Origin of the sequence: Streptomyces sp. NPDC048269 (assembly GCF_040652395.1) — a bacterium.
Classification (GTDB): Bacteria; Actinomycetota; Actinomycetes; order Streptomycetales; family Streptomycetaceae; genus Streptomyces.
Genome location: NZ_JBEZLW010000007.1, coordinates 119,544 through 146,212, shown reverse-complemented (window position 1 = coordinate 146,212; position 26,669 = coordinate 119,544). Strand labels below are relative to the sequence as shown.

Genomic DNA, 26,669 nt, shown 5'->3' with positions numbered 1-26,669 from the left:
GGCCGGCCCGGCGGTCGGCCCCCTGTCGGCGCCGACCGCCTGTTAATCGATGGATGAGGCAGCTCCGGATACCTACAGTGACGGGGCACCACGTCGTCGAGCAGGAGCAGATCATGCGCACGCACTACCCCCGTACGCCACATCTGCCCTGGTCCCCCGGGGCGGCGGCGGACGACGTCCGCGTGACCGGGCCGGGGGCCCTGGCGGGGCTGGCCGGGCGCGAGGTCGTGGTGACCGAGAAGCTCGACGGGGAGAACACCACCCTGTACGCGGACGGCCTGCACGCGCGCTCGCTCGACTCGGCGCACCACCCCTCGCGCGCGTGGGTCAAAGGCCTCCAGGGCCGGATCGGCGCGGGTATCCCGGCCGGCTGGCGGGTGTGCGGGGAGAACCTGTACGCCCGGCACTCACTCGCGTACGAGGATCTGGACAGCTGGTTCTACGGGTTCTCGGTGTGGGACGGGGAGCACTGCCTGGACTGGGACCGGACCGTACGGTTCCTGCGCGGTCTGGGAGTGCCCGCTCCGCGCGTCCTGTGGCGGGGCACCTTCGACGAGCGCGCGCTGCGCAAGCTGAAGCTCGACACCGCACGGCAGGAGGGGTACGTCGTACGGACGGTCGACGGCTTCGCGTACGAGGACTTCGGGCGTTGCGTCGCGAAGTGGGTGCGCGTCGGGCACGTGCAGACGGACACGCACTGGATGTTCGCACCGGTCGTGCCGAACGGGCTCGGCCCGGCCGCCCCGTTGTGGGCGGTCCGGTCGGGGGCGCAGGCCGACGCGGCGGAGCTGCTCACCGCGGCCGGGGTGACGGATGCGCCCTGGGCGTCCGAAGCCACCGAAGCGACCCGGACCGGCCACGCCGCCGACGCGGTGGCGGAAGTCGCCGCGCGCCTGGACGGGTTGGGGCGGACCGGCGAGGCCCGGCTGGCCGGGGTATTGGCAGCCGTACTGCACCGCGCGCCGCGGGCCCGGGTCGCGGCGCGCCTCGCGGCGGCTCCGCTCGGGATGGAGCTCGCACGGCAGGTGTCCGATCTGGTCGGGCTGTACCCGTACCTCCAGCGGCCCTTCCCGGACGCGGAACGGCGGGCCGGGCTGGTCCGGATGGCCACCGCGGCCGACCTGGGCGTGTTGCACGCGCTGGCGGGGGCGGCGGCCGGGGACGCGCAGGCGCGCGAGTGCGTGGAGTGGTCCGCGCTGTACGCCGAGGAGGCGGGGCTGCTCGGCCCCGACCCGCTCGGGGCCTTGCGCACCGCGCTTCGGGAGCGCCTCGGCGCGCTCGACGCGGACGCGGCCGACCGCTGCTGGGCCGAGGCGCGGCGCGCGTTCGCGCTGGGCCGGATCGGTACGGACGAGGAGGCGGTGGCCGCCACCTGGCGGTGGCGCGACGGATCGTTTCCCCGAATGGTGCAGCTGTGTGGCCCTTCGGGCAGCGGCAAGAGCACCTTCGGCCGCGCGCTGCCCGGAGTGGACACCTACATCAGTCTCGACGATCTGCGCACCGCCCGGGGTTCCCGTGCGGACCAGCGGGCCAACACGGAGGTGCTGAGCGAGGGCCTCGACCGGCTCGACGCCGCGCTGGCCCGCGGGGGCACGGTCGTGTGGGACGCCACGTCGCTCACCGACCAGCAGCGGGGACTGGCAGGGTCGGTCGCGCGCCGCCGCGACGCGCTGGTCACCCATGCCGTCGTGCTGGTCGACGCGGAGGAGCTGGTACGGCGCAACGCCGTGCGCCCGCATCCGGTACCGCCACAGGTGCTGGACTCGCAGCTGCACCGGTTCAGCCCGCCGTATCCCGGTCAGGCGCACCGGACCTGGTACCTGGGCGCGGCCGGGAGCGTCGAGGACACGGCGGGCGGCCTGGCCGCCCCGGCGGCCGGGGAGCGTTGATGCGTACCAGTGAACAGCTCTACCACCAGGTCCGCTGGGACCCCCGGTTCGATCCGGCGCGGTTCGTGCTCGGGCTGCTCCAGCGCGGGGCCGCCCCGAAGCGCGTACCGCTGCCGTCCTTCGTGCCCGGCGGCGACATCCCCTGGCACCGTGTGCTCTTCGTCGAGGCGGACGGCGAGGTGGTGTGGGACCGGGCCACGGGAGTGGACCGGATCGACGCCACCGCCGCGGGCCGGGTCCGTGATCCGCGCCTGCTGCGGGCGCCGTTCTTCACCGCCCGGACCCCGTACGCGTGGGATCCGGCGGACGGCGGTGCCTGGCGGCCGGCGCAGGCGCCACCCGGCGGCGGGGCGGTGGCATCGGTGCGGCTGCTGACCTGGAACACCCTCTGGGACCGGTACGACGCTCCGCGCATCGCCACCGCGCTGCGCAGGCCGCTGCTGCTGGCCGACCTGGCGTCCTCCGATGCCGATGTCATCGCACTCCAGGAGGTCGAAGCCGGACTGCTCGGCATGCTGCTGGCCGAGGAGTGGGTGCGGGAGCGGTACACGCTCGCCGCGGATCCGGGCGGCCGGGACGTCGCCGAGCACGGGCTGCTGTTGCTGAGCAGACTGCCGGTGCGGGAGGCGGGGCTGCACCGGCTCGGCCCGCACAAGGCGGTCACCGCCGTCACGGTGGACACCGCGGGCGGCCCCCTGGTCGTCGCCGCGACCCACCTGAGCAGCGACCACACCGAGAACGGAGACGTGCGGCGGGCCGCCGAACTGGCGCGGCTGGCCGAGGGACTGGGCGGGGTGGAAGCGCCGGTGGCGCTGCTGGGCGACTTCAACGACGGCCGCTCCGGGGCCGACGGACCCGCGGCCACGCTGGGGATGCGGGACGTCTGGAGCGACGTACACGGGGCCGACGACGGTACGCCCACGTTCGATCCCGTGGCCAATCCCCTGGCGGCGGTGGGCTCGCTGTCGGGGCTGGCCGGGCGGCTGGACCGGATCCTGCTGAGGGCCTCCGGGTCGGCGCGGGGCACCCGGGCGGCGCTGCGCGGCCACGCGCCGGGCCCGGACGGCCTGTTCATCTCCGACCACTACGGGGTGGAGGCGACGGTGGAGTTCGGGGCGCCGGGCCCCGGACCCGCGCGGCTCGGTGTACCGGCGACGGCGCGTACCGCGGTGGCGTGGCTGCCGCCCCGCCTCCCGGAGGCGGTCGGCGCGCTGCGGCGGGCGCACGACCCGCAGGCCGACCGCTGGCCCGCGCACGTCAACCTGCTCTTCGGCTTCGTACCCGAGTCCTCGTTCGAGGAGGCCGTACCGCTGCTGGCCGAAGTGGCGGCGGCGACGCCGGTGTTCACCGCACGGCTGGAGGGGGTGCACAGCTTCGGGCACCGGGAGGACGCCACGCTCTGGCTGGACCCGGCGGCGGCCGGTGACGAGCCTTGGCCGGAGCTGCGCGGGGCGCTGGCGCGGCGGTTCCCGGGGTGCGGCGGGCGCACCGGGGAATACACCCCGCACCTGACCCTGGGCCGCAGCCGGGATCCGCAGCGGGCGGTGGCGGAGTTCACCGCCCGGCTCGCGGTCGCGCCGGACGCCGGGCAGACGGTCGCGCGCGTCGGGGAACTGGCCGTGCTGTCGCGGCGCGGGGACGGGCCGATGCGGGTCCGGGCGACGGTGGCGCTGGGGACGGGCGAGGTGCGGTGGGTGGCGGCGGAGGCCGCAGGGCCGGTAGCGACGCCGGTCACGGCACCGGTCATGGCGCCGGTCAGCGACCGGTCCGTCATGTCCGTGGCCGATCGGGTGGCACGGGCTCTCGGCGACGGGCTGGTGCGGGTGGCCGGTTCGCGCCGCATGCGGTGCGCGCTCCCGCACGCGGACCTGGACCTGGTGGCGGCGCTGCCGGGCACGGCCGATGTCGCGGAGGTACGGCGACGGGTCGAAGCCGCGCTGCCGGAGGCCGAGCGCATGCGGGAGGTGACCGGTGCGCGGGTGCCGGGACTGCGCTTCCGGGTGGGGGCGCTGGACGTGGACCTGGTGGTGGTCGGCTGCGGCGCGGTGGAACCGCGGCAGGCGCTCGCCCGGCGGGCGGAGCTGAGCGAGGCGACGGCCGTCGCGCTGAGCGCGCTGAGCGACGCGGATGCCGTACGGGACTTCGTGCACGGGCAGTTCGCCGCGTTCAGCCGGCTGGCACGGGAGGTCAAGGCCTGGGCCCGGGCGCGGGGTCTGGACTCGGCGCCGTTCGGCGGGCTCCCCGGCCTGGCCTGGGCGGTGCTCGCCGCGCGTACCGTACGCGCGACCGGACCGGTGCCGCCCGAGGCCCTGCTCCGGGAGTTCTTCGGCATGTGGGCGGCGTGGGACTGGCGGGAGCCGGTCGGCCTGGCGCCTTCGCCGCCGGGACCCGGCCCGGTCACGGTGCTGACCCCCTCCGAGCCGGTCCGCAGCTGCACGGACCAGGTGGGACCGGGCCTGCGTGACCTGCTCGTACGGGAGCTGTACCGGGCCTGGGAGCTGCTGGACGCGGAGCCCGGGGCCTTCGGCGAGGTCCTGGCGGCGCCGCCGCTGCACCGGCGGCACGCCGCCTGGGCGGTGGTGACCGTACGGACGCCGGAGGAGCGGGAGTTCGAGGCGCTCCTGGGCCGGGTGCGCGGACGGCTGCGGGCGCTGCTCGGCGCTCTGGAGGAGGCGGGGACCGCCGACGCGCACGCCTGGCCGCGCCCCTTCGCGACGGGCCCGGGCCTGGCCCGCTATGCGATCGGGCTCGGCGCCGCCCCGCCGGACGCGGCGCGGCTCGCCGCCGTGGCCGCGCCGTGGTCGCGCGGCCTGCCCGGCGTCGAGGTGACGTGGGCGGCGTGCGGCGAGGTGCCGGACCTGGGCACGGACCTGGGCACGGCGGTCGGCGCGGCGGTCGGCGAGTAACGGCTCTGCCGGTTTCAGAGCTCGATGACGATCTTGCCCGCCGTGTGTCCGGCCTGGCTCAGCTCGAAGGCCGCGGCCAGCTCGGACAGCGGGAAGGTCCGCGCGACGGTCACCGTGAGCTGCCCGCTGTCCGCGAGGCGTCCCAGTGCCTCCAGGTCGCTGCCGACCGGGCGGACCCACATCCACTCGCCGCCCGAGCCGGTGACGGTGGGGTCGGCGATGGAGGCGTGACGGCCGTCGGCGTGCAGCACTTCGCGGGTGACGTCGAGGACCCCGCCCACGAAGTCGGCGACGACCGTGACGCCTTCGGGGGCGAGGGCGCGGACCCGGCCCACGAGTCCGTCGCCGTACGCGACGGGCTCGGCCCCGAGCTCTCGTACGCGGTCGTGGTTGCGGGGGGACGCGGTGCCGATGACCCTGGCCCCGAGCGCGCGGGCGATCTGGACGCCGAAGGAGCCGACCCCGCCGGCGGCGCCATGGACGAGGACGGTGTCGTCCTTGCCGGTGCCGAGCCGGGTGAGCACCTGGTAGGCGGTCTGGCCGGCGAGCGGGAGCCCTGCGGCCTCGGCCCAGCCGAGCGAGGCGGGCTTGTGCGCGAGGGACCGGGCGGGCACGGTGACGAACTCCGCGCAGGTCCCGCCGTGCACGTAGTCCTTGCGGACGTTGGCCATGACCTCGTCGCCCTCGGCGAACTCGGGGGTGTCGATCCCGACCCGCTCGACGGTGCCGGAAACGTCCCAGCAGGGAACCACCGGATACACGATGTCCATCAGGCCGTCGAGCCCGCCCGCCATGACCTTCCAGTCGACGGGGTTCACAGCGGCGTACTTCACCCGGACGAGGACCTCGCCCGGACCGACCTTCGGCAGGGGCAGCCGGGCCTCTTCGAGCACCTCGGTCCCGCCGTACGTCTTGTAGACCATCGCTCGCATGGTGGTGTCCTGCGCCATCTACCCGACCTCTCCGTGAGCTGCTGGATCCCCCCGGTCCCCATCCCACCACGCACGTCGCGCCCGCCCCGAGAAGCGGGGCGGGCACGGTGCGGCGAAGGATCAGCAGGAGCGGTGCGCGGCGATGATCTCGGCGTAGCGGCGGCCGCTGGACTTGACCGTGCGGCGCTGCGTGGCGTAGTCGACGTGGACCAGGCCGAAGCGCTTGTCGTAGCCGTAGGCCCATTCGAAGTTGTCCAGCAGCGACCAGGCGTAGTAGCCGGCCACGGGCGCGCCGCGGCGGGCCGCGCGGGCGCAGGCGGCCAGGTGGGCGGTGAGGTAGGCGGTGCGCTCCGGGTCGTGGACGAGGCCGTCGGGGGCCACGGTGTCGGGGTACGAGGAGCCGTTCTCCGTGATGTGGACCCGTTGGGCCCCGTACTCCTCGTGCAGGCGCATGATCAGCGACTCCAGGCCGTCGGCGTCGACCTCCCAGTCCATGCCGGTGTGCGGGACGCCGGGCCGGTCGATCTGGCGGGCGAACGGCGCGGGGCCCGCCGGGTCGTCGGTGACGACCTGCGGGAAGTAGTAGTTGAGGCCGGTCCAGTCGAGGGGGGCGGCGATGGCGGTGAGGTCGCCGGGGCGTTCGGGGAGGTCCACGCCGTAGACCTCGCGCATGTCGGCGGGGAAGCCGCGGCCGTGGACGGGGTCGAGCCACCAGCGGTTGACGTGGCCGTCCATGCGGCGGGCGGCGGCGTGGTCGGCCCCGCTGCCGGTGGCCGGTGCGACGGTGGAGAGGTTGTTGACGATGCCGATCCGGGCGCCGGGTGCCGCGGCGCGGACGGCCTGGGTGGCGAGGCCGTGGCCGAGCAGCAGGTGGTAGGAGGCGCGGACGGCCGCGGTGAGGTCGGTCAGGCCGGGGGGCATCCTGCCCTCCAGGTGGCCGATCCACGCCGAGCACAGCGGCTCGTTCAGCGTGGCCCACTGGGTGACGCGGTCGCCGAGACGTGCGGCCACGAGACCGGCGTACGCGGCGAAGTGCTCGGCGGTGGCACGCTCGGGCCAGCCCCCGCGGTCCTGGAGGGCCTGGGGCAGGTCCCAGTGGTAGAGGGTGACGTTGGGTTCGATGCCCGCGGCGAGCAGGCCGTCGATGAGCCGGTCGTAGAAGTCGAGGCCCTTGGTGTTGGCGGGGCCGTCGCCGCCGGGCACGACGCGCGGCCAGGCGACGGAGAGCCGGTAGGCGTTGGTGCCGAGCTGCCGCATGAGGCTGATGTCGCCCCGCCAGCGGTGGTAGTGGTCGCAGGCCGTGTCGCCGGTGTCGCCGCCGGCGACGGCTCCGGGGACGCGGGAGAAGGTGTCCCAGATGGAGGGGGACCGGCCGTCCTCGTCGACCGCGCCCTCTATCTGGTAGGCGGAGGTCGCGGTGCCCCAGGCGAAGTCGCGGGGCAGGGCGGCGAGGTCGATGCCGAGGGCGCGGTCGGCGGCCACGGCGTGCGGCTCGGTCGCGGCGTGCGGCTCGGTCGCGGCGTGCGGCTCGGTCGCGGGGAGACTTTCCGAAAGGGTCATTTGACGGCTCCTGCCGTAAGTCCGGCCACCAAGTACTTCTGCAGCAGCAGGAATCCGGCGACGACGGGGATGCTGACGACGAGCGAGGCGGCCATGATCTGGTTCCAGTACACGTCGTTCTGCGTGGAGTAGCCCTGCAGTCCGACGGCGAGCGTGCGGGTGGTGTCGTTCGTCATGACGGACGCGAAGAGCACCTCGCCCCACGCCGTCATGAACGCGTACACGGCGACGGCGACGATCCCCGGCACGGCCGCCGGGATCACGACCCGCAGCAGCGCGCCGAGCGGGCCGCAGCCGTCGACCGTGGCCGCTTCGTCGAGGTCGCGGGGCACCGAGTCGAAGTACCCGATGAGCATCCAGATGGAGAAGGGCAGGGAGAAGGTGAGGTAGGTGAGGATGAGCCCGCCGCGGGAGCCGTAGAGCGCCACCCCCGTGCTGTTGCCGATGTTCACGAAGATCAGGAACAGCGGGAGGAGGAAGAGGATCCCCGGGAACATCTGGGTGGACAGCACGGTGACGGTGAAGAGGCGCTTGCCGCGGAAGCGGTAGCGGCTCACGGCGTACGCCGCGAAGACGGCGATGACCACGGAGCAGACGGTGGCCGCGCCGGCCACGATCAGAGAGTTCACGAAGTACTTGGCGAGCGGGACGGTGTGCCAGATGTCGATGTAGGGGCGGACGGTCAGCCCGCTCGGGATCCACCGGAACCGGCCCGCCACGTCTGCCAGCGGCTTGAGCGAGCTGGTGACCATCACGTAGACGGGCAGCAGCACGAAGCCGGAGAGCAGGGTCAAGAAGACGGCCCGGATCACCCGGAAGGACGGGGGCGGCTCAAGGGGCCCGCGCGGTCTAGCGGGCATCGTCGTACCTCCGTCCGCGCGTGGTGATGAGCAGGTACACGGCGGTGACCAGCAGGAGGAACAGGAGCAGGAGGACGGACATGGCCGATCCGGTGCCGAAGTTCCAGGTGACGAAGGACGACTGGTAGATGTGGACGGAGATCAGGTCGGCGGCTTCGGGGGCCGCCTTGCCGAACAGCACGAACGGGGTGTTGAAGTCGTTGAAGGTCCACAGGAACAGCACCAGGACCAGTACCTGGTTGACCGCGCCGACCGAGGGCAGGGTGATCCGGCGGATCTGCTGCCAGACGCCGGCGCCGTCCAGGGCCGCCGCCTCGTAGAGGTCCTTGGGGATGTTCTGGAGGGCGGCCATCACGATGAGGAACGCGAACGGCCAGCCCTTCCACACGGACACGGTCAGCAGGGCCCAGAAGCTGTTGTCGCCGAGGAGCCAGAAGGTGTGCTCCGCGCCGCCGAGGCCGAGCTGGTCGTGGAGGACGTGGTTCACCAGGCCGTTGTCACGCTGGAACATGAACGCCCAGGTGATGACGGCCGCGTAGACGGGCAGGGCGTACGGGACGAGGAACAGGGCCCGCAGGACGCCGCGGCCGCGGAAGTTCTCCTGCAGGAACACCGCGGCGGCGGTTCCGAGCAGCCAGCACAGGCCCACGGAGAGCAGGGTGAACAGGCAGGTCGTGAGGAAGGAGCCGAGCAGGGCCGCACCGACGGGCCGGTTGACGCCGACGGCGAGTTCGTAGTTGCCGAAGCCCGTCCAGGGGGCCCGGGACCAGTCCCGGATGAAGAACTGGGTGAGTTCCCGGAAGCTCATCAGGATGCCCATCACCATCGGGACGAGGTGGACGAGCAGTTCGAGGAGGAGGGCGGGCAGGAGCAGGAGGTAGGGCAGGGCGGTACGGCGCAGGCGGCCGGTGCGGCGTACGCGGACGGCGGTGCGGTGCGCACGGCCGGGCCTGGCGGCGTCGGCCCCGGCATCGGCATCGGCATCGGCATCGGCATCGGCCCCGGCATCGGGTGGCATCGTGGTGGGCGCGGAGGTCATCGGGCGCGGCTCAGTTCGGCATCTGCTGCTGGGCCTTGGTGAGCTTCGCCTTGACCGACCCGGTGGTCACCGGTCGGCCGGCCGCGGCGTCGGCGAAGAGCTCTTTGATCGCGGTGCCGACCGTGGTCTCGAACTGCGACTCCTCGGGGACTTGCGGGAGCGGAGCGGCGCTGGTGGCGAGGGTGTCGCGGAGCACGGTGAGGTCCTCGGTGGCGAAGGCCGGGTCGGACTGGGCGGTCTTGACCGGCGGGACGGATCCGTACGCCTTGTTGAGGATCTTCTGCTCCTCGTCGCCGGTCATGAACTTCACGAACTTCAGGGCGCCGTCGATGTTGTCGGTGCTCCTGAAGACGGCCAGGTTGATGCCGGCGACCATGGAGTTGGTGTGGGTGCCGGTGCCGGGGGTGGCGCCTGCGGGTACGGGGACGGGTGCCACGCCCCAGTCGCCCTCCTTCATGCCGTGTGCCTTGAAGCTGCTGGCGGCGCTCTGCCACAGGACCATGGCGGTCTTGCCGTTGGCGAAGTCCTGGAGGGACTGGTTCTTGTCGTACTCGGCGTTGCCGGGCGCGATGATCTCGTCCTTGGCCATCAGGTCGACGTACTGCTTGACGGCCTCGACGTTGGCGGGCGTGTCGAAGGCGGGCTTGCCGGCGGCGTCGAAGAACTCGGCCCCGTGCTGCTTGGAGAGCACGAAGGCCTGGTGGATGTTGTTGGAGAGATTGGAACCCTCGGCGCCGAGCGCCCACTTGCCGTCCTTGGACAGCTTCCGGCCGGTGGTGACCATCTCGTCCCAGGTGGCCGGGGGCTTCTCGATGCCCGCCTCCCGGAACATCTTCTTGTTGTAGTAGAGCGCGTACGACATCGAGTAGAGCGGGACGGCGGCCGGGTCCTTGCCGGCGGCTCCGGCCGAGCCGACGGCGGACTCCACGAAGCGGTCCTTGCCGCCGATCGCGTCGAAGTTCCCGGCGTCCCAGGGGAGGAGGGCACCGGTGGCCTGGAGGGAGGAGGACCAGGTGTTGCCGATGTTGAGGACGTCCGGGCCCTGCCCGGAGGCGGTGGCGGCGAGGATCCGGCCCAGCAGGTCCGGCCAGGGGACGACTTCGAGCTTCACCTTGATGCCGGTCTGCTGCTCGAACTTCTTCAGCTCGGGACCGAGGGCGGCCTGGTCCGCCGCGAGGTCGGGGCCCTGGTTGGAAGCCCAGTAAGTGAGCTCCTCGGGAGCGGTGTTGGATCCACGCCCGCTGTCCGCGGACCCGCCGCCGCAAGCGGTGACCGAGACGAGGAGGCAGACGGTGACGGCGGCTGCGGCTCTGGTTCTGCGCATGGCGGCTCGATCCCTTTCAACGGAGTGAGAGGTCAACGGAGTGAGGGGCGGAGGCCGACACGAGGTGCTCCACCCAGGCCCTTAATTCAGGACGTGAGTTAAGCCTCGTGAAAGGGTCGCGTCAAGGGGTGGCGCAAGGGTATGTTGCGAGGGATGTCACTGCGGAAGGGGCCGGATGACCACGGGGCGTAGCGGACGAACGGTGCGGGATCTACGGCGGGGCAATCGGAGCGCCGTTCTCCAACGGCTCTACTTCGGGGGGCCGATGAGCCGCCAGGAGCTCGGGCCCGCGACCGGGCTGAGCTCGGGTTCCGTCAGCAACGTCGTCGGTGAACTCGTCGCGGACGGGCTCCTGGAGGAAGCCGGGATCGTGGACTCCGACGGCGGCCGGCCCCGCACCCTGCTGCGCGTGGCGCCCGGCAGCGCGCACATGATCGGCGTCGACGTCGGCGAAACCCGGGTCCGCGTCGAGCTGTTCGACCTGACGCTGACCGAACTGGCCCGCACCGAACTGCCGTTGCTGCCGCGCGGCTGCTACGACGTCGGCCCGATCGTCGACCACATCGAGAAGGGCATCGCCACCGTGCTCGCCGAGGCCGGGGTCGGTACGGAGCGGCTGCTGGGCGTGGGTGTCGGAGTGCCGGGCATCGTGGACCGCGGGGCGCCGGGCGGGGCCGTGGTGCACGGCCAGACCATCGGCTGGGACGCGGTCCCGCTGGAGGAACTGCTGCGCGCCACCGGGGCCCTGCCGGAGGAGGTCCCGTACATCATCGACAACGGGGCGCGGACCCTCGGCCAGGCGGAGATGTGGTTCGGCGCCGGACGCGGGGCCCGGGACGCGGTGGTCGTGCTCTTCGGCTCGGGCGTCGGCGCGAGCCTGGTCACCGACGGCTCGCCGGACGGCGGGACGACACAGGGGACTCCGCTGGAGTGGGGCCACCTGACGGTCTCCGTACGCGGCCGGCGCTGCCGTTGCGGGGCCCTGGGCTGCCTGGAGGCGTACACGGGCGCCGAGTCCCTGCTGGCCCGCTGGGCCGAGCGGGGCGGCGGTCCGGTGGACTCCGTGGACGAGGAGGAAGCCCTGTCGGCCCTGCTGGCCACGGCCCGGGCAGGGGACCCGGTGGCACGGGAGGTGCTGGAGGAGACGGCGGAGTACCTGGGCGCGGGCCTGTCGGACCTGATCAACCTGTTCCGGCCGGAGCGGATCCTGATCGGCGGCTGGGCGGGCCTGATGCTGGGACCACACATCCTCCCGGCGGTACGGGAGCACGCCACCCGGTACTCCCTGCGCCATCCGGCGGGCCGGGTCACCGTGGGCCTGGGCTCCCTGGGCCCGGACGCGGTCACGGTCGGCGCGGCCACCCTCCCCCTCTCGGCCTTCTTCGCCACGGGTGGCCGCCGCACGGCCCCGGAACCCCACGCCGAACCTCCGGGCTGGCGCACGGCCCTGGAGGTCCGCAAGGGGTTGCTGTAAGAGACACAATCGCCCTAGGGTTATTACATGTTACGCATACGGCAGGCAGTGGAGGACGACGTCCCGGAGCTCGTACGCCTGCGGGCGCTGCTGTTCGAGACGCTCGGCGGTGATTTCTTCAACCCCGGGGGAGGCGGCGACTGGCGGGACCGCCTCGCGGCGGTACTGAAGGAGCAGATCACGGCGGACACCGTGCGGATCCTCGTCGTGGACGGCGAACAAGGCCTTGCCGCCTGCGGCATCGGCACCGTCGAGCAACGGCTGCCGAGCCCGCACCTGCGCAACGGACGGATCGGCCACGTGCTCGGCATGGTCACCGATCCGGTGTACCGGCGGCGCGGCCACAGCCGCGCGGTCATGCGGGGGCTGCTCGACTGGTTCAGGGAACAGGAGGCCGCCCGGGTCGACCTGTACGCCTCTCCCGACGGTGAACCGCTCTACCGCGCACTCGGCTTCGCCGACCACCCCAACCCCTCGCTGTACTGGCGGCCGTGACGGGCGAGGGGCGGGGGGACCGCATCGGCCGCCCACCCCCGCTCCGCACACCCCCCGCTCCGCCCCGCCGGTCACTCGTACTCCGTACCGCCCTTCCGGGTCAGGTACGCCGGGCTCACCGCCTTGCCGATGGCGCGTCCGCCGACCACCGGGCTGTACCGCTCCACAGCCGGCCGGATCACGACCCCCTCGCGCAGGTGCAGTCCACGCCCCGACACGGTCTCGCGACCGCTCGCCAGCTCCAGCACGGTGTCGAGGTCGTACGGCCCCTCGTACAACCGCGGCACCAGCGGCAGCTCGCCCTCCTGCAGTACGGCCGCCGGATCCAGCCACCGCACCTGCCCGTCGATCTCCGCGGACACGTCGAAGACGGCGTATCCGGGCGGCGCGTCGGCGCTGCGCACATTCGTCCCGTACCCGAGGTCCTGGACGCCCGCGCCGTACACCTCCCCGAAGATGCCGATCCGGCTCGCGCCGAGCCGGGCGGCCAGCCCGGCCGCGACGGCCGGCACTCCGTGCCCGCGCACGGCCCGCCAGTAGACGTTGCGCTCGTCCTCGCTCAGCGCGAGCCCCTTCGACCCGAAGCCCTTGGAGGAGACCAATGCCCGCTCGCCCTCGACGACGTACGTGAACAGGCAGGCGGTGCCGTGCAGTTTCTCGGTGAGGACGACCGGCTCGCCGGGCTCGAAGAGGTGCGGATAGCGCTGGAGGTTCTCGATGTCAACCCACGGCATCAGGTCCGGGGCGGATTCGACGTCGCCGTCCATCGTCGTCGGCACGGGCGGAACCCATTTGGTGATGCCGAGCAACTCCGCGAAGTCCCTGCCCTCCTTGGCCGCCAGCACCAGATCGACATCGGCGAGCGCGCGCGGCCGGCACACCAGGCCCTGCGAGAGCTCTCCGCGCAGCCGGACCGCCTTGACCCGGTCGGCGGAGCTCCCGGCGAGCCGCCCGGTCAGGCCGAGCTCCTCGATCAGGCCGGGCGGCAGGACGGCCTGCTCGGGTATGTACAGCGCGAACTCGCCCGTACGGTAGGCGCCCTTGGCGACGACTGCCCGGTACAGGCCCACCTGGGCCAGCTCCAACGCGTCGGCGTTCGGATGCTCGTGGACGGTCAGCTCTTCGACGGTGACCCGCAAGACAGACATGGGTGGGCTCCTCGGAGGTGGCAGGGGTGAGGGACATGGCCGTGGCCGAAGCCCACTTTCCCTCCCGCCATTTCCGCTGGTCCAGCGCTTATCCGGGTGTTAGCCTGCCGCGCGGCTGACCGGAAGTGCCGCAGGGTCAGCCGCCGATGGGGAACGCCGCCTGCGTGGCCGGCCCGTAGACACCGGGCTGGTCGCCCTTGATGTCCCGGTCGCGCTGGAGCTGGGCGACACCGCGCCGCGTCTGGCTGTCGTAGACGCCGGTCGTGGCGACGTACGTGAACCCCTGCCCGAAGAGCCGCTCCTGCAGGGCGCGCACGCCGGGACCGCTGTCCCCCATGCGCAGCGTCCCGTACGACGGCTGCCCGGACGAGGCGCCGGCCGCCGGCCCCTGCTTCGGCGCTGCGGGCGATGCCGACGGCGAGGACGAAGCGCTGGCCGACGCGGACGCCGAGGGCTTCACGGACCGTCCGGACGCGCTCGGCGACGGGGTGCCGCCCGGGCTGCGCGCCGGGAGCGCGGGCACCGTCAGCCCGAGCGGCGCCTCGGCCCGCGAGGGGGGCTCCGCCTCGTCGGGACCGCTCAGCAGGTGCACCAGACCACCGGCCAAGCCGAGCGCGAGCAGGGCGAGGGCCGCCGCCGGGAGTCGGCTGCCGCGGTCACGGTCACGGTCGCGGTCACGGTTGTCGTCGCGGTCTCGGTTGTCGTCGCGGTTGCCGCCGCGCCCGGCCGCGCGGTGCGAACGGGGCGTGGCAGGGGCGGCGTCGCGGGCGGCGGGCGCCTCCTGGAACGGTTCGGGAACGGGGAAGGACAGCGGCGCGGGGCCGGCCTGCGGCCAGGGGGGCGCCGTCGACCGGGGCGGGCCGTCCAAGGGCACGACGTAGGGGCGTATGAACAGGCGGTCGTCGGGGACGGTCCCGCGGTCATCGGGGTGGTGGGACACGGCTGCCGGTCAGGCTCTGCGACGCCGTGCGCCACCGGGTGCACCGAGAGCGGAAGAACCACCGGCCATGGCCGGGTGGAGCGAGGAGCGGACCGATATGGACATCTTGGAGTCTCCGAGTGCAGCTCATGCGGTGGTTCTTGATCGGGCGCACTCTCTCCCCCCTGCGTGCCCCGGGTCAAGCCTGGTGTCCGAACTATCCCTTCGGTCCGCTATCCCGGCGGCGGACCGACGTGACCCGGACGGTGCCCGCGGCCAGGAGCATCAGGGCGGCCCCGCCGAGCGGGGCGGCCGGGGCCGATATGCCGTCGACCGCGAGGCCGCCGAGCAGCGCGCCCGCGGCTATGGCCAGGTTGAACACGGCGACCATGAGCGAGGAGGCCGCTTCGGCCGCGGCCGGAGCCGACGTGATCATCCAGCTCTGCAGGCTCACCGAGACCCCGCCGTACGCCAGCCCCCAGGCGAGCAGCAGGGTGGTGCCGGCGGCCGCTCCCGGGAGGACGGCGATCAACGCGAGGATCACGGTGAGGCAGCAGCTGACCGTGAGCAGCGTCCGGTACGCGTCGCGCGTCCCGGCCAGGAAGTTGCCCGCGACGCCCGCCACGCCGTAGCCGAGCAGGAGGGTGCTGACGTACCGGGTGTCGACGCCCGAGACGTCCTGCAGGATCGGCCGTACGAAGGTGTAGGCGGCGAACTGTCCGGTCACCACGAGGAAGGTGACGATGACACCGGCGCGGACCGCCCGGTTCTCACGGAGCAGGGCGGGGAGTTCGGGGAAGGTGACGGGGCGGGTCGGCGGCAGTTGCGGCAGCAGGAGGACCAGGGCGGCCAGGGTGAGGAGGCCGACGGCGCCGACCGCCGCGAAGGCGGCGCGCCAGCCGCCGAGCTCGCCGAGCAGGGTCCCGGCGGGGACGCCGAGCACGGAGGCGGTGGGGACGCCGCCGAAGACGAGCGCGGTGGCCCGGGCGACGTGGTGCGCGGGGACCAGTCGTACCGCGAGCCCGCCGGCGATGGCCCAGAACCCGCCGACACTCACGCCGACGAGCAGCCGGGCCGCGAGGACGACGGCGAAGTTCGGGGCGAAGGCGGCGGCGAGGTTGGCGGCGGCCATCAGGGCGATGAGCAGGCAGAGCACGAGCCGCCGGTCGAAGCGGCCCGCGCCGACGGTGACGAGCGGCGCGCAGAACCCGGCGACCAGTCCGGGCACGGTGACCATCAGCCCGGCGGTCCCGTCGGACACGCCGAGGTCGACGCCGACGGGTGTGAGCAGCCCGACCGGCAGCAGCTCGGAGGTGATCAGGCAGAAGATCCCGAGCGCGACGGCGCAGACGGCCGCCCAGCCCTTCCAGGCGGGCCCGCTCCCAGTACCGGGAGCGGGAGCGGGGGGCGGCCCGGACTCGGGGGTCGACGCGGGGTTGCCGGGCGCGGCGGCTGCGGTCATGTCTGAGTACTCCGTACGGGCTGATCGGCGGGCAGAACACGGCAGCGCGGGGCGCCGGGGGTCGCGCCTCCCCCATTGCCCGCACCGCCGTTCCAATTCCCCGCCTGCCCTGGTAATTCCCGGGCCCTGCCGCGAAGCCTGTCGATCAGGCGGATCGATTCCGCTTCGCGGCCGCCGTCACCCGGACGCGTGAGGCCGGACTCCCGCCGGCCGGGGCGTACGGCAAGGTGGTCTGATGCAGTTACGCCGGGCCGTGCCCCTCTCCCTCCTCGCGCTCCTCGCGAGCGCCGGCTGTGTCTCCGTCGGCCCGCAGGAGCCGGCTCCGGTTCCGGCACGTGGTTCCGTACCGCCCGCCGACGCACCGGACGTGCCACCGCCCGCGCCGCTGCCCCTAGGGGAGCTGCCCGCGGCCGCGGCGGACGCCCCTGACCCGAGTCAGGACCCGGACCCCGACCCGGACCCGCCGGCCGCGCTGCCCCGGGCCAAGACCTCCCGGCCGTCCGCCGGGCGGCAGCGCGCTGCCAAGCCCACGCATCCGCACCCGCGGCGGAAGCCGGCTCCGCCTCCGCGCATGGACGAGCTGTGCGCGGCCGCGGAGGGCGCCGTACCGCCGGCCATCGTCGACCTGTGCCTGCGCCAGTACGGACATTGAGCCGGCGCTGCGATGCGACGCTTGACCCTCCCCCTGTGTCAGGCCCTGCACTGGAGAGCGTCATGTTCACCATCGGAGACTTCGCCAAGCACGGCCGGGTATCGGTCCGCATGCTGCGTCACTACGACGCCCTCGGACTGCTGCGCCCGGCCCGTGTCGACCCCTTCACCGGCTACCGCTTCTACGAGGCCGGGCAGCTTGCCCGCCTCAACCGTGTCATCGCGCTCAAGGAACTCGGCTTCAGCCTCGACCAGGTGGGGACGATCCTCGACGAGCGGGTGGCTACGGAGGAGATGCGCGGCATGCTGCGGCTGCGCCGGGCGGAGCTGGAGGCCGCCATGGCCGCCGCGGCGGCCCGCCTGGTCCAGGTCGAGGCGAGGCTCCGCACCATCGAGAGCGAGGGTTCCATGCCCGCCGACGACATCGTCGTGAAGAGCCTCCCGCCCGTCCGGCTCGCCGAACTGGCGGGGATCGCGGAGAGCTACGAACCAGAGGACATCAGCCCGGTCATCGGCCCGCTGTACGAGCAGCTGTGCCGCCGCGTCGAGGAGGCCGGGGTGCTCCCGGCCGGTCCCGGCCTCGCCTACTACGAGGACGCGCCCGGAGCGGAGCCCGGCTCCGCGGTCCTCGTCCACGCCGGGCTGCCGGTGGCGGCGTCGGTCCGCGCCGAGGACCTGGGGGGAGGGGTACGGATCGTCACGCTGCCGGCGGTGGAGCGGGCGGCGACCGTGGTGCACCGGGGATCGATGGACGGGGTGCTGCCGACGGCCCAGGCACTGGCGCGCTGGATCGACGCACACGGCCACCGCTCGGCCGGGTACGCCCGCGAGCTGACCCTCGCCTGCCCGGAGGACCCGGACCAGTGGGTCACCGAACTCCAGGAGCCCCTCGCCACGACGTCGTGCCGCCGTGCCGCCGTGACGGCCTGACGCCCTCGCCAGACCGGGAACCTCAGGCGCTGCGCCCGCAGACGTGGGCGCAGCGCCGGGCCGTTTCCCGGCGGGCGGTGCGCAGCCGGTGCACGGTGCTGTGGCCGCGGCGCCGCCATTCGCCCCGGGGCAGGGCGGCGCGCTGGCCGCCGCCCGCGATCAGGGCGTTGACCGGGGTCATCGGGTCGGCGGCCATCGCCTTGGCGAACAGGACGCCGACGACGAGCGGGACCAGGGCCACGGCCAGGGCCGTACCGGCGGTGGTCACGTGCTGCATGCGCGGGCGGAGTGCGGCACTGCGCGGGGCGTCGGAGGTCATGGCCTCATTCGACCAGCGGCGGCGCCCCGGGGAATGGGGGCGGATACTCAGGCCGTTGGGCCTGAGGTACTCAGACGGGCGGGCGGGTGGTGAGTGATGCAGGAATCCGGGCAGGGCTTCGAGGCCGCGACCGGCGACGGCCCTGAAGTGCCCGACGCGTCTGCCGCGTCTGCCGCGACTGCCGCGACTGCCTCGTCTGACGCGTCTGCCGCGTCTGCCGCCGGGCGGGCGGCGGAGGTGCGCACGGCGTACGAGGGGCTGCTCCAGATCCGTCGTCTGGTCAACGGCCCGGCGGGCGCTGCGGTTCCCGCGCCGTGGGAGGTACGGCAGCTGCCGCGCGCGGTGGCCCTCGCACTGGAGGCGGCGGGGATCACGCCGTCGGCGCTGGACGCGGAGGGGCGGCGTACGCGGACGGGCTATCGCGTGGCGCCCGGAGCGGAGCCCGGGCGGGTGGAGGTGACCTGGCTCGGTCCCCCGGGCGGCGGCGCGGCCGGGGAGGAGCAGGAACGCCTGACGGCCTGTGCGGACGTGCTGGAACGGCTGGGGTGGGTGTGCCTGTTGTACCGGGGCGCGCGCCGGCGCCGGTTCCTGGAGGTGGAGCCCCCGCGCTGAGGAAATCCGGTGGCCGTCGCCGCACCGCCCGGGGATACTCTCCCGATGGGCATGCTCGATGCGCTGGCGGACCGTATCGGCCGGGGCGAGACCGTGGACTTCCGGCCGACCGGCGGATCCATGGCGCCCCTGATCCACAGCCGGCAGGTGGTCCGGGTCGCGCCGGCCGACCCTGCGTCGGTCGAGGTCGGCGACATCGTCCTGGCCCGCGTCGCGGGGGCGGCGTACCTGCATCTGGTGTCGGCGGTGGACGCGCCCCGTCGACGCGTGCAGATCAGCAACAACCACGGCCACGTCAACGGCTGGACGAGCCTTGACCGGGTGTTCGGCATCTGCCTGGCCGTGGACGGCGTACCCCGCGCGGGGGCGGCCGCCAAGGTCCGGCGGCGGCCCGCGATCCGGCCCGTCGCGCTCACCTCCCACCGCCTCGACCTGCTCCCGCTGCAGCCCGCCCACGCCGACGAGATGGCGCTCGTACTGGCCGATCCCGCCCTGCACTCCTTCATCGGCGGCGTGCCCCTGTCGCCCGACGAGCTCCGTGTCCGCTACGAGCGGCTGGCGGCCGGCTCCCCCGACCCCGCGGTCGTCTGGGTCAACTGGGTACTGCGGCTGCGCGAGCAGCGGCGGCTGGTGGGCGCCGTCCAGGCCACGATCATGCCGGAGCGGGGCCGGGCCGAACTGGCCTGGACCGTCGGCATCCCCTGGCAGGGCCGGGGTCTCGCCACGGAGGCCGCCCGGGCGCTCGCCGCCTGGCTGACGCAGCTCCCGGTCGGCCTTCTGGTCGCGCACGTGCACCCGGACCACGCCGCCTCGGCAGCGGTAGCCGCGGCCTGCGGGCTGCGCGCGACCGCGCACCGCCAGGACGGCGAGATCCGCTGGGAGTCCGCCGGCCGCGGCGGCCTCGGCTCAGCGTGAGCTGAGGCCGCCTCGGCTCAGCGTGAGCTGAGGCCGCCTCGGCTCAGCGTGAGCTGAGGCCGCCTCGGCTCAGGGAGTGCAGGAAGACGTCCGCCGCGGCCTCCTCCGCGCCGCGGGCCGGGGGGAAGCCCGGGCGCGGCCCGCGACGTCCTTCCTTCGCCCGGTGCGCGTCGAAGCGGCCCCGGGCATGGTCAGCGGTAGCGGGCGGCGAGCGCGGCGACCGTGCCGGCGAGGGCCGAGCGCAGCTCGGGCGGGCCGAGGACCTCGGCCTCCGTGCCCAGCCGGAGGAGGTCGCCGACCGCGACGGCCTCGGACTCCACGGGGAGCCGGACCGGTACCCAGCCCTCCGCGTCGGCCGGCCCGGCGTCGGCGAGCGCCCGTACCCCGGCCGCGCCGAACTGCATCGGCAGCAGCCGCTGCCCACGGGGCGAGAGCCGCAGCTCGGCGGTCTGCTGGTGGAGTACGGCGTCCAGACGGCGGGTGGACTCCCGCCAGTATCCGGCGAGTTCGAATCCGGCGGGCCGCTCGAAGGCGTCGGGCGAGGTGTCCACCGCCAGGAACCGCGAGACCCGGTACGTCCGGACGGAGTCCACCGGTTCCCCGGTATCCACCGAGTCCACCGAGTCCACGGCCCGGGCCACGAGGTACCAGATGCCGCCCTTGAGGACGAGGCCCAGGGGATGCAGCGCGCGGTGCACCTCGCCGCCCCAGCGGCGGTAGTGGGTGTGCAGGACCCGCTGGTCCCAGACGGCCTGGGCGATCCGCGCGAGGTGCGGGACGGGGTCGGCGTCCCGGAACCAGGCGGGCGCATCGAGGTGGAAACGGTCCTGGATCATCCTCGCCCGGCCGGCGAGCGCGGCGGGGAGCGCGGCCTGGAGTTTCAGCTGGGCGGCGGCCAGCTCGGCGCCGAGGCCGAGTTCCCGCGCGGGGCCGGGGGCCCCGGCGAGGAAGAGGGAACCGGCCTGGGCGTCGGTGAGGCCGGTGAGGCGGGTGCGGTAGCCGTCCGCCAGCCGGTACCCGCCGGCCGGGCCGCGGTCGGCGAGGACGGGGACTCCGGACGTGCCGAGCGCTTCGACGTCGCGGTAGACGGTACGGACGGACACCTCCAGCTCTTCGGCGAGTTCGGGCGCGGTCATCCGGCCGCGGTTCTGCAGGAGCAGGAGCAGGGAGAGGAGTCGGTCGGCGCGCATGGCACTCATTGTCGCCGTACCTGACAGGAGGTGTCAGGTACGGCTGCCAGCCTGAGGGCACAGACCGGACAACGACCCGGACGGGGATGAGCCGTCCGGGCCCCGCCGAGAGGATCACCATGCCCACGCCCGTAGAGACCGGCGGCCGTTTCACCTTCACCGACTGGCAGGAGCGTCCGGTCGGCCCCGCGGAGACCTCTCCGCGCCTCGCCCACGCCGAGGTCACCAACTGCTTCACCGGCGGCGTCGAGGCGGACCGGACCGCCTGCGCGTACACGATCGCCTACACCGGGGAGAACGTCGGCACGTACACGGGCATGGAACTGCTCTCCGGCAGCGTCGACGGCCGCAAGGGCACCTTCGTGCTGGAGGAGCGGGGCAGCTTCGACCCGGCCGGCACCGTCTGCCGCTTCGAGGTGGTGCCGGGCTCCGGCACCGGCGATCTCGCCGGACTGACGGGCTCCGGCGGGTTCACCTCCCGGCACGGCGAGTCCTCCGTGGAGTACACCTTCACGTACGACATCGCCTGAGTCCCAGCACGCCGCCGCTCGCAGGCATGCGTGGGGCGCGGACCCGAACGGCCCGCGCCCCCACATGCCCGGCTGCCCGGCTGCCGCTACTTCACGGAGCGCCGAAGGTCAGCGTCAGCTGCGGGGTGCCCTCGTTGGCCTGAGCCTCCGAGGACCACAGCCACAGTGCGTCCGTACCGGCGCTGGTCAGGGCAATGCTGTAGCCGGAGCCGAGAGCCGCGGCGAGGGTCGGGGCGTTCAGCGCCGTGGTGTGCACCGCGGAGCCGTCGGGGATCCCTGCGAAGGCGCCGAGCGCCGGACCGCCAAGGGCGGGGCGGTTGCTGTACGTCGTCCCGCCCTCCGTCCACGAGCCGGTGACCGGGACGACCGAAACGGTGTCCGCCGTGCCGGCGCCGCTCATCGTGCTCGTCTTCACGCTGAGGGTCGCCGACTTCAGAACCGTGCCCGCGGGCGCGGCCGGCAGGTTGAAGCGGAGGTAGCTCGTGTAGAACGAGGTGCCGCGCACGGCGAGCGAGCTCGAAGTGCCGTAGTTGGCGTCGGGCGCGCCCGCGTTGGCGTAGGTGTCCTCCGCGGCGGTCACCTGGACCACCGAATCAGCCGGCGCGGTGGCGAGGGCGTAGTGTTTCTGCACCTGCGCCGCGCTCAGCACGGTCGGGTAGACGGCGGTCTCGTCGAGCCGGCCCGCCCAGTACTCGCTGGTCGGGCGGTCCGGCCAGCCGCCGAGGCTGTCGCCTCCGGCGTGCCAGTAGCCCGAGAAGTTCTCGTGCGTGGTGACGTTCAGCGTGCCCTTCTGGGCGCCGTCCACATAGAGGGTCATCCCGCCGGGGCCCTGGGTGGCGACGACGTGGTGCCACATGTCGTCGTTGTACGCGGCGCTGGTGGTGACGGTGCGGGTCGCACCGGTGTAGACGCCGTAGACCAGTCGGCCGTCATTGGTCATGTAGATGTGCTTGTCGTACTGATTGCTGCCGCGGGACTGGTTGTTCCCGAAGCCGAAGAGCTTGCCGCCACGGGTGGTGTTCGTCCTGAACCAGGTCTCGATGGTGTAAGTGGCACCCACCGTCTGGCGCTTGTCCCCGTAGACCTGGGTGTCCGTTCCGTTGAAACCGATCGCCGTGCTCGCGCCGGGGACCGCACCGGGGGTCTGGCGCAGGGCGGGGGCGTTCAGGTGCACACCGCTCTGGTTGCCGCCGTCCGAAGAGTCGGCGGCGAAGGGCAGGGCGGACTCGTCGTAGCGCCAGTACTGCTGGGCTCCGTCGGTGCGGACCTGGTTCGGGTAGCCGTCCACCGAGGTCGGGACCGTCACGCTCGCGGTGCCCGACAGGGCGCTGGTGTTGCCCGCCGCGTCGGTCGCCGTCACGCGGTACGTGTACGACTGGCCCGGCGTGACGCTGGTGTCGGTCCAGGAAGCCTGCGGACGCCGGAAGAACAGCGAGTCCGCGGTGACCGTGGCGATCGGCGTGGCCGCGCCGTTGCGGTAGACCTTGTAGGTCAGCGCGCTGTCGTCGAGGTCGAGGCTGGTGCGCCAGCGCACCTGGGCCTCGCCGGGCTTGAAGCTGACGGCGCTCGCGACGGGCACGGTGGGCGCGCCGGTGTCCCCGGTGGAGGCGAAGCGCGTCAGGCTCTGCTGCGCCGCGCCGTTGACGGTGGTGAACTCGCCGCCGACCCACAGGTACTGCACGCCGCCCTTGGAGCCGACCGTCATCACGCGCGGGCCGATGCCCTCGCCGATGCCGTCGTTGGTGTCGGGGGCCCAGCCCAGCTTGCCGGTCCCGCTGGTGGGCTGGGCGAGCAGGTGGTGCCGCTGCCCGTCGGGGAACTCGCCGACGCTGGAGCAGTCGTGGGCGTGCGACGCGCTGTAGAGCACGCTCTGGTACGGCATGACGGCCTGCGTGGCGCCGAGACAGGTGTCGCGCCAGCGCTGGTTGAAGTCACCGAGGTCGAGCGCGATCCGGCCGTCGAAGACGCCGCCTCCCGTGCCCTCGTTGGCGGTGTAGAAGCCGGTCGCGTCGGTCGCGATGTCCTTGACGACCGAGTTGGTCTCGATGAAGCCGGGGTAGGACTTGGCGAGCGCGCCGCTCGTCGCGTTCACGACGGCCAGCGCGTGCGTGTTCGTACCGTTGACGGTGAAGAAGTCGCCGCCGAGCACCACGCTGTTGCCGTCCGGGGTGACCTCCACTGCGCGGCCGGGTTCGTCGGCGTGGGCGGTGAAGGGCCTGAGGGCTCCGTCGGCCGCGTCGACCGCCGCGAAGCGCTCGCGCTGCTGGCCGGCGACGCTGAGGAAGTCGCCGCCCGCATAGACCGTGTCGCCGGTGACGGCGAGGGCCCGTACCGTGGCGGCGAACGCGGGCCGGAACGCGGACTTGACCGTGCAGCTCGCCACGTCGATGGCGGCGAGGCTGGAGACGGGGGTTCCGTTGACGGCGCCGAAGTAGCCACCCGCGTACAGGGTCTGCTTGTCCGGCGAGAGGGTGAGCGCGCGGACGGTGGCGGTGCCACCCCCGACGGTGAAGGACAGCTGGCAGGAGGTCGGGGCGCCGGTCGCGGCGTCGAGCGCCGCGAAGTTCACCGCCGGCTGCGCGCTGCCGGCGGCGCCCTCGGGCGGGCGTACGGCGGAGAAGGTGCCTCCGACGAAGACCTTGCCACCCGCCTCGGCGAGGGCCCAGACCACGCCGTTGGGCTGCCAGGTCGGCAGGGCGTCGGCGGTGAAGGCGACGGGCGGGGTGACGGCCGCCGCCTGCTGGACGAGGCCGAGGCCGATGCCCGCGCCGGTTCCGGCCAAGGACAGGGCGAGAGCGGCCGCCAGCCCTCTGGATCTACGCATGAACCCCCCAGTTCGTGTGCGGTGTGGCCGTGTGGGGCGCGGCCGGGTGAGCCATGGCCGGAAACCGCCGAACAGCCGTCCGCAGCCATGCGTACGGGCGCACCCTAGGACGGATCTCGGCGCTGTTCATCCCACTTGACGCATCGGATGCCAAATCGCGCCGCGCCTTTGCGCCCGGCCGGTGTCAGGCACCCGGCACAGGACGGCAGAGCAGGGCGGCCGGGGAGGGGCGGGCGGCGGCACGGGTGGTGAAGGCGATGCCCGCCGCGTACTCGGTGGGCAGGCACTGGCCCTTGTAGTGCCCGGAGGAGAAGTCGCCGCCCGGGCCGCCCGCCGGGCGGTTGTCGCCGCGGTCGAACCAGAGGGTACGGCCGCCGGCCGGGAGGGCGGTGCGAGCCGGGGCGCACAGGGCCGCCGAGACACGCTCGCCCCGCAGGCTGTAGCCGATCAGGAAATCGCCGGCCGGGCACTGGAGTTTGGTGTAGCCGGTGGCCCAGTCCCCGCCCGGCGGGACGTACGTCTCATCCCGTACCACGGTGGGTCCGCCCGTCGGGGCGCGCAGGTCGGAACTGGTGCACAGACCGCGGCCGCCGGTGTGGCCGAGCCCGGCGAGGCGGGCGCCGTCGGGGCAGACCGCCTTGCGGGCCCCGCTGTCCCAGTCGCCGCCGGCCCGGGTCAGCAGCGACGCGTTGTGGTCGCGGTGGTCCGTGGTCAGCTGGTACCAGGCGGGGGTCGCGGCCACCGGCCCGGCGCGGCCGGGGGTGGTGGCGAGCGGGGACCAGTGCGCGGTGCGCCAGTCGCCCGTGTCGAGTACGCCGGACCGGCGGCCGGTGGCGTCGTAGCGGAGCACGGCCCAGGTGTCGCCGCCGGGAGTGCCGTGCGCGCTGGTGCTCCAGCCGACGAGGGGCCAGTACGCGAAGTCGGCGTCGGAGCGGGTCAGATAGCCGGTGAGGCGGTCGAACCAGGCGCGCGGCGCGGCGCCGGTCTCGTCGGCTCCGATGCCGAACTCGCTGATCCACACGGGGGCGGTGAAGTGGGTACCGGTCTCGGCGGAGACGAAGAAGGCCTGGTCATAGAGGGTCTGTTCCAGTTGGGCCGCGGTCATGTCCTGGTAGCGGAGGTCGCTGGTCTCGCCGATCCCGGTCGCACCGCTGTGCCGCGGTCCGGTGTAGCCGTAGAAGTGCGCGGAGTAGACCAGTTTGTGGGAGACGACCAGGGTGTGGGACAGGGTGCGTACGGGGGTGAGGGTGGGGCGGCCGTGGGGGAAGCCGTCCACGGGCAGGCCGGTCCAGTTGATGCCCTCGACGACGATGAGCAGGTCCGGGTTGGCCTCGGTGAGGATGCGGTCGGCGGCCTCCTGGGCGGCGGCGTGCCAGTCGTGGCTGTCGCCGAGGCCCCAGTTGGGGTCGTCGAGGACGTCACGGCGGACCTCGTTGTAGAGGTCGGCGCCCACCACGCGCGGGTTGTCCCGGTAGCGGCGGGCGAGGAAGACCCAGTCGTCGGCCCACTGGGCGGTGGTGCGGCCGCTGTTCCAGCGTTCGTTGCCGTCGAGACCGCAGCACCAGCGGGTGGTGACGGTGTGGTTGTTGAGGATGACGGCGAAGCCGCCGTCGGTGAGCGCGGCGACCACCGCGTCGTAGACCTGGAGCGGTGTGCGGCCGCGGAGCCCCGGATTGGCCGCGACGGCCGCGTCGGGGACCGGGGTGGTGGTGCGGAGCATCTCGTTGGAGAAGGGCAGCCGGACACTGTTGAGTCCGAGGGCGCGGAAGTCGGCGACGAGGGTGGGCAGGGGCACCCGGTCCAGGCCGAGCGGGATGCCGTGCGAGTCCTGTCCGCTGTGGTGCGTGGCGGGGTCGGTGCGGTCGCCCGAACCGTTCCATGAGCCCTGGGCTCCGTCCCAGTTGCCGGAGCGCAGGCGGAAGCGGTTGCCCCGCGCGTCCACGATGTACCGGCCCCGGGTGGACAGCGGAGGGGTCCAGCTCTCGGCGGATTCCGGCCCCGCACTGGTCGCGGCCGCCCCGGCGGCGAGCGCTGCGGCTGTCGCCGCCGGGGCGGGCAGGGCGCCGGCCAGGAGCAGCAGGGTGCCCAGGACCACGCGTAAGAGGCTCTTCATCTCGCTCCTGCCAGGGGTCGCGGCGCCCGTAGCGGGCGGTTGCCGCGGTCAAGTTACCGGCCGGTCGGCGGCCGGCGGAAGCCCGGCGGTCGATCGGAACCCGTCGGCGCCCACCCCCTTCACGCAGGGTCACCCTGGCGAAACGGCCCCGCGCGGCGCCGCGCCCCTCTACCGTTCCCTGAGGGGACGGGCACGGCACCGGAGGGTGGGGCGGGATGGACGAAGAAGAGGACATGCGGCTGGCGGGGATGACGCCGGAGATTTCCCGCCGCACGCTCGCCATGCTGCGCGGTCTCGCGGGCCTCGAACCGCCGGAACAGGTGCCGGAGGACGCCATGGTCGTCGCCGACGCGATCCTGGCCGATTACGGCACCGACGGGCTCCGTGTCCTGGCGATGACGCTGTCGGCCTGGGCGACGGCGCAGATCGAGAACGTCGCCGAGCTGAGCGGGCGCAGCAACGAGGCGGTGCTGGACGCCATGGAGCTGGCCTGTCTGGAGGCCAACGCCGACGAGTAGCCGGCCCCGCCGGGACGGGCGGGACGGCCGGATGGGGCCGGTCCGGAAGAAGCACCGGC

At 73.6% G+C, this 26,669-nt stretch carries 22 protein-coding genes; 10 read left to right on the top strand and 12 right to left on the bottom strand.

Features of this window, described 5'->3' with window-relative positions; genetic code table 11:
• Window positions 1-113: 113 nt before the first annotated feature.
• Entirely contained in the window at window positions 114-1,889 is a 1,776-nt protein-coding gene (locus AB0D48_RS10795) for an RNA ligase family protein (RefSeq protein ID WP_362393779.1), read from the top strand.
• Window positions 1,889-4,795 carry a poly(A) polymerase gene (locus AB0D48_RS10790; protein WP_362393440.1) on the top strand — a complete coding sequence of 969 codons (2,907 nt, stop codon included), beginning with the start codon at window positions 1,889-1,891 and terminating at the stop codon, window positions 4,793-4,795. Before AB0D48_RS10795 ends, AB0D48_RS10790 begins: the two co-directional genes overlap by 1 nt.
• 14 nt (window positions 4,796-4,809) lie before the next feature.
• Here the strand turns inward: AB0D48_RS10790 and AB0D48_RS10785 are convergent, their stop codons facing one another.
• The 5 genes from AB0D48_RS10785 to AB0D48_RS10765 form a co-directional block, all read right to left on the bottom strand.
• The gene (locus AB0D48_RS10785; protein ID WP_362393776.1) at window positions 4,810-5,727 is read right to left on the bottom strand and encodes an NADP-dependent oxidoreductase; all 918 of its coding nucleotides are present in this window, start codon (window positions 5,725-5,727) and stop codon (window positions 4,810-4,812) included.
• A gap of 120 nt (window positions 5,728-5,847) precedes the next feature.
• On the bottom strand, window positions 5,848-7,287 hold the full coding sequence (locus tag AB0D48_RS10780; protein ID WP_362393437.1) for a GH1 family beta-glucosidase: 1,440 nt from the start codon (window positions 7,285-7,287) through the stop codon (window positions 5,848-5,850).
• On the bottom strand, window positions 7,284-8,147 hold the full coding sequence (locus AB0D48_RS10775) for a carbohydrate ABC transporter permease (RefSeq protein WP_362393434.1): 864 nt from the start codon (window positions 8,145-8,147) through the stop codon (window positions 7,284-7,286). The genes AB0D48_RS10780 and AB0D48_RS10775 overlap by 4 nt, the downstream gene beginning before the upstream one ends.
• Window positions 8,137-9,186: a sugar ABC transporter permease gene (locus AB0D48_RS10770; RefSeq protein WP_362393431.1), complete on the bottom strand. Its 1,050-nt coding sequence runs from the start codon at window positions 9,184-9,186 to the stop codon at window positions 8,137-8,139. The genes AB0D48_RS10775 and AB0D48_RS10770 overlap by 11 nt, the downstream gene beginning before the upstream one ends.
• A 10-nt stretch (window positions 9,187-9,196) precedes the next feature.
• A complete protein-coding gene (locus AB0D48_RS10765) occupies window positions 9,197-10,510 on the bottom strand; it encodes a sugar ABC transporter substrate-binding protein (RefSeq protein WP_362393428.1) in 1,314 nt (437 codons plus the stop codon).
• 175 nt (window positions 10,511-10,685) lie between these two features.
• Between AB0D48_RS10765 and AB0D48_RS10760 the strand changes: the two genes are divergently transcribed.
• A complete protein-coding gene (locus tag AB0D48_RS10760; protein WP_362393425.1) occupies window positions 10,686-11,984 on the top strand; it encodes an ROK family transcriptional regulator in 1,299 nt (432 codons plus the stop codon).
• A gap of 27 nt (window positions 11,985-12,011) precedes the next feature.
• On the top strand, window positions 12,012-12,479 hold the full coding sequence (locus tag AB0D48_RS10755) for a GNAT family N-acetyltransferase (protein ID WP_362393422.1): 468 nt from the start codon (window positions 12,012-12,014) through the stop codon (window positions 12,477-12,479).
• A gap of 71 nt (window positions 12,480-12,550) precedes the next feature.
• Here the strand turns inward: AB0D48_RS10755 and AB0D48_RS10750 are convergent, their stop codons facing one another.
• From AB0D48_RS10750 to AB0D48_RS10740, 3 genes are all read right to left on the bottom strand, one after another.
• A complete protein-coding gene (locus AB0D48_RS10750) occupies window positions 12,551-13,627 on the bottom strand; it encodes an RNA ligase (ATP) (RefSeq protein WP_362393419.1) in 1,077 nt (358 codons plus the stop codon).
• Between the two features lie 136 nt (window positions 13,628-13,763).
• Window positions 13,764-14,567 (bottom strand): peptidoglycan-binding domain-containing protein, encoded by an 804-nt coding sequence (locus AB0D48_RS10745; protein WP_362393416.1) that lies wholly within the window; start codon window positions 14,565-14,567, stop codon window positions 13,764-13,766.
• 196 nt (window positions 14,568-14,763) lie between these two features.
• The gene (locus AB0D48_RS10740) at window positions 14,764-16,008 is read right to left on the bottom strand and encodes an MFS transporter (RefSeq protein ID WP_362393413.1); all 1,245 of its coding nucleotides are present in this window, start codon (window positions 16,006-16,008) and stop codon (window positions 14,764-14,766) included.
• Window positions 16,009-16,243: 235 nt separating this feature from the next.
• Between AB0D48_RS10740 and AB0D48_RS10735 the strand changes: the two genes are divergently transcribed.
• Window positions 16,244-16,660 carry a hypothetical protein gene (locus AB0D48_RS10735; RefSeq protein ID WP_362393411.1) on the top strand — a complete coding sequence of 139 codons (417 nt, stop codon included), beginning with the start codon at window positions 16,244-16,246 and terminating at the stop codon, window positions 16,658-16,660.
• A 62-nt stretch (window positions 16,661-16,722) separates the two neighbouring features.
• A complete protein-coding gene (locus tag AB0D48_RS10730) occupies window positions 16,723-17,589 on the top strand; it encodes a MerR family transcriptional regulator (protein WP_362393408.1) in 867 nt (288 codons plus the stop codon).
• A 22-nt stretch (window positions 17,590-17,611) separates the two neighbouring features.
• Here the strand turns inward: AB0D48_RS10730 and AB0D48_RS10725 are convergent, their stop codons facing one another.
• Entirely contained in the window at window positions 17,612-17,908 is a 297-nt protein-coding gene (locus AB0D48_RS10725; RefSeq protein ID WP_362393405.1) for a hypothetical protein, read from the bottom strand.
• Between the two features lie 237 nt (window positions 17,909-18,145).
• On the opposite strand from AB0D48_RS10725, the gene AB0D48_RS10720 reads away from it, so the two are divergent.
• Both AB0D48_RS10720 and AB0D48_RS10715 read left to right on the top strand, forming a co-directional pair.
• Entirely contained in the window at window positions 18,146-18,520 is a 375-nt protein-coding gene (locus tag AB0D48_RS10720) for a hypothetical protein (RefSeq protein WP_362393402.1), read from the top strand.
• Between the two features lie 396 nt (window positions 18,521-18,916).
• Window positions 18,917-19,435, top strand: a complete 519-nt coding sequence (locus AB0D48_RS10715; RefSeq protein ID WP_362393772.1) for a GNAT family N-acetyltransferase — start codon at window positions 18,917-18,919, stop codon at window positions 19,433-19,435.
• Between the two features lie 191 nt (window positions 19,436-19,626).
• On the opposite strand, the gene AB0D48_RS10710 is transcribed toward AB0D48_RS10715, so the two are convergent.
• Window positions 19,627-20,625 (bottom strand): transcriptional regulator, encoded by a 999-nt coding sequence (locus AB0D48_RS10710; protein ID WP_362393399.1) that lies wholly within the window; start codon window positions 20,623-20,625, stop codon window positions 19,627-19,629.
• Between the two features lie 119 nt (window positions 20,626-20,744).
• On the opposite strand from AB0D48_RS10710, the gene AB0D48_RS10705 reads away from it, so the two are divergent.
• Window positions 20,745-21,155 (top strand): DUF3224 domain-containing protein, encoded by a 411-nt coding sequence (locus tag AB0D48_RS10705; protein ID WP_362393396.1) that lies wholly within the window; start codon window positions 20,745-20,747, stop codon window positions 21,153-21,155.
• Between the two features lie 91 nt (window positions 21,156-21,246).
• Here the strand turns inward: AB0D48_RS10705 and AB0D48_RS10700 are convergent, their stop codons facing one another.
• Together AB0D48_RS10700 and AB0D48_RS10695 are read right to left on the bottom strand one after the other, a co-directional pair.
• Entirely contained in the window at window positions 21,247-23,979 is a 2,733-nt protein-coding gene (locus AB0D48_RS10700; protein ID WP_362393393.1) for a DNRLRE domain-containing protein, read from the bottom strand.
• A 184-nt stretch (window positions 23,980-24,163) separates the two neighbouring features.
• Window positions 24,164-26,092: a cellulase family glycosylhydrolase gene (locus AB0D48_RS10695; protein ID WP_362393390.1), complete on the bottom strand. Its 1,929-nt coding sequence runs from the start codon at window positions 26,090-26,092 to the stop codon at window positions 24,164-24,166.
• Window positions 26,093-26,307: 215 nt separating this feature from the next.
• Here AB0D48_RS10695 and AB0D48_RS10690 point away from each other — a divergent pair, with 215 nt between their 5' ends.
• Entirely contained in the window at window positions 26,308-26,610 is a 303-nt protein-coding gene (locus AB0D48_RS10690; protein WP_362393387.1) for a hypothetical protein, read from the top strand.
• Window positions 26,611-26,669: the final 59 nt, after the last annotated feature.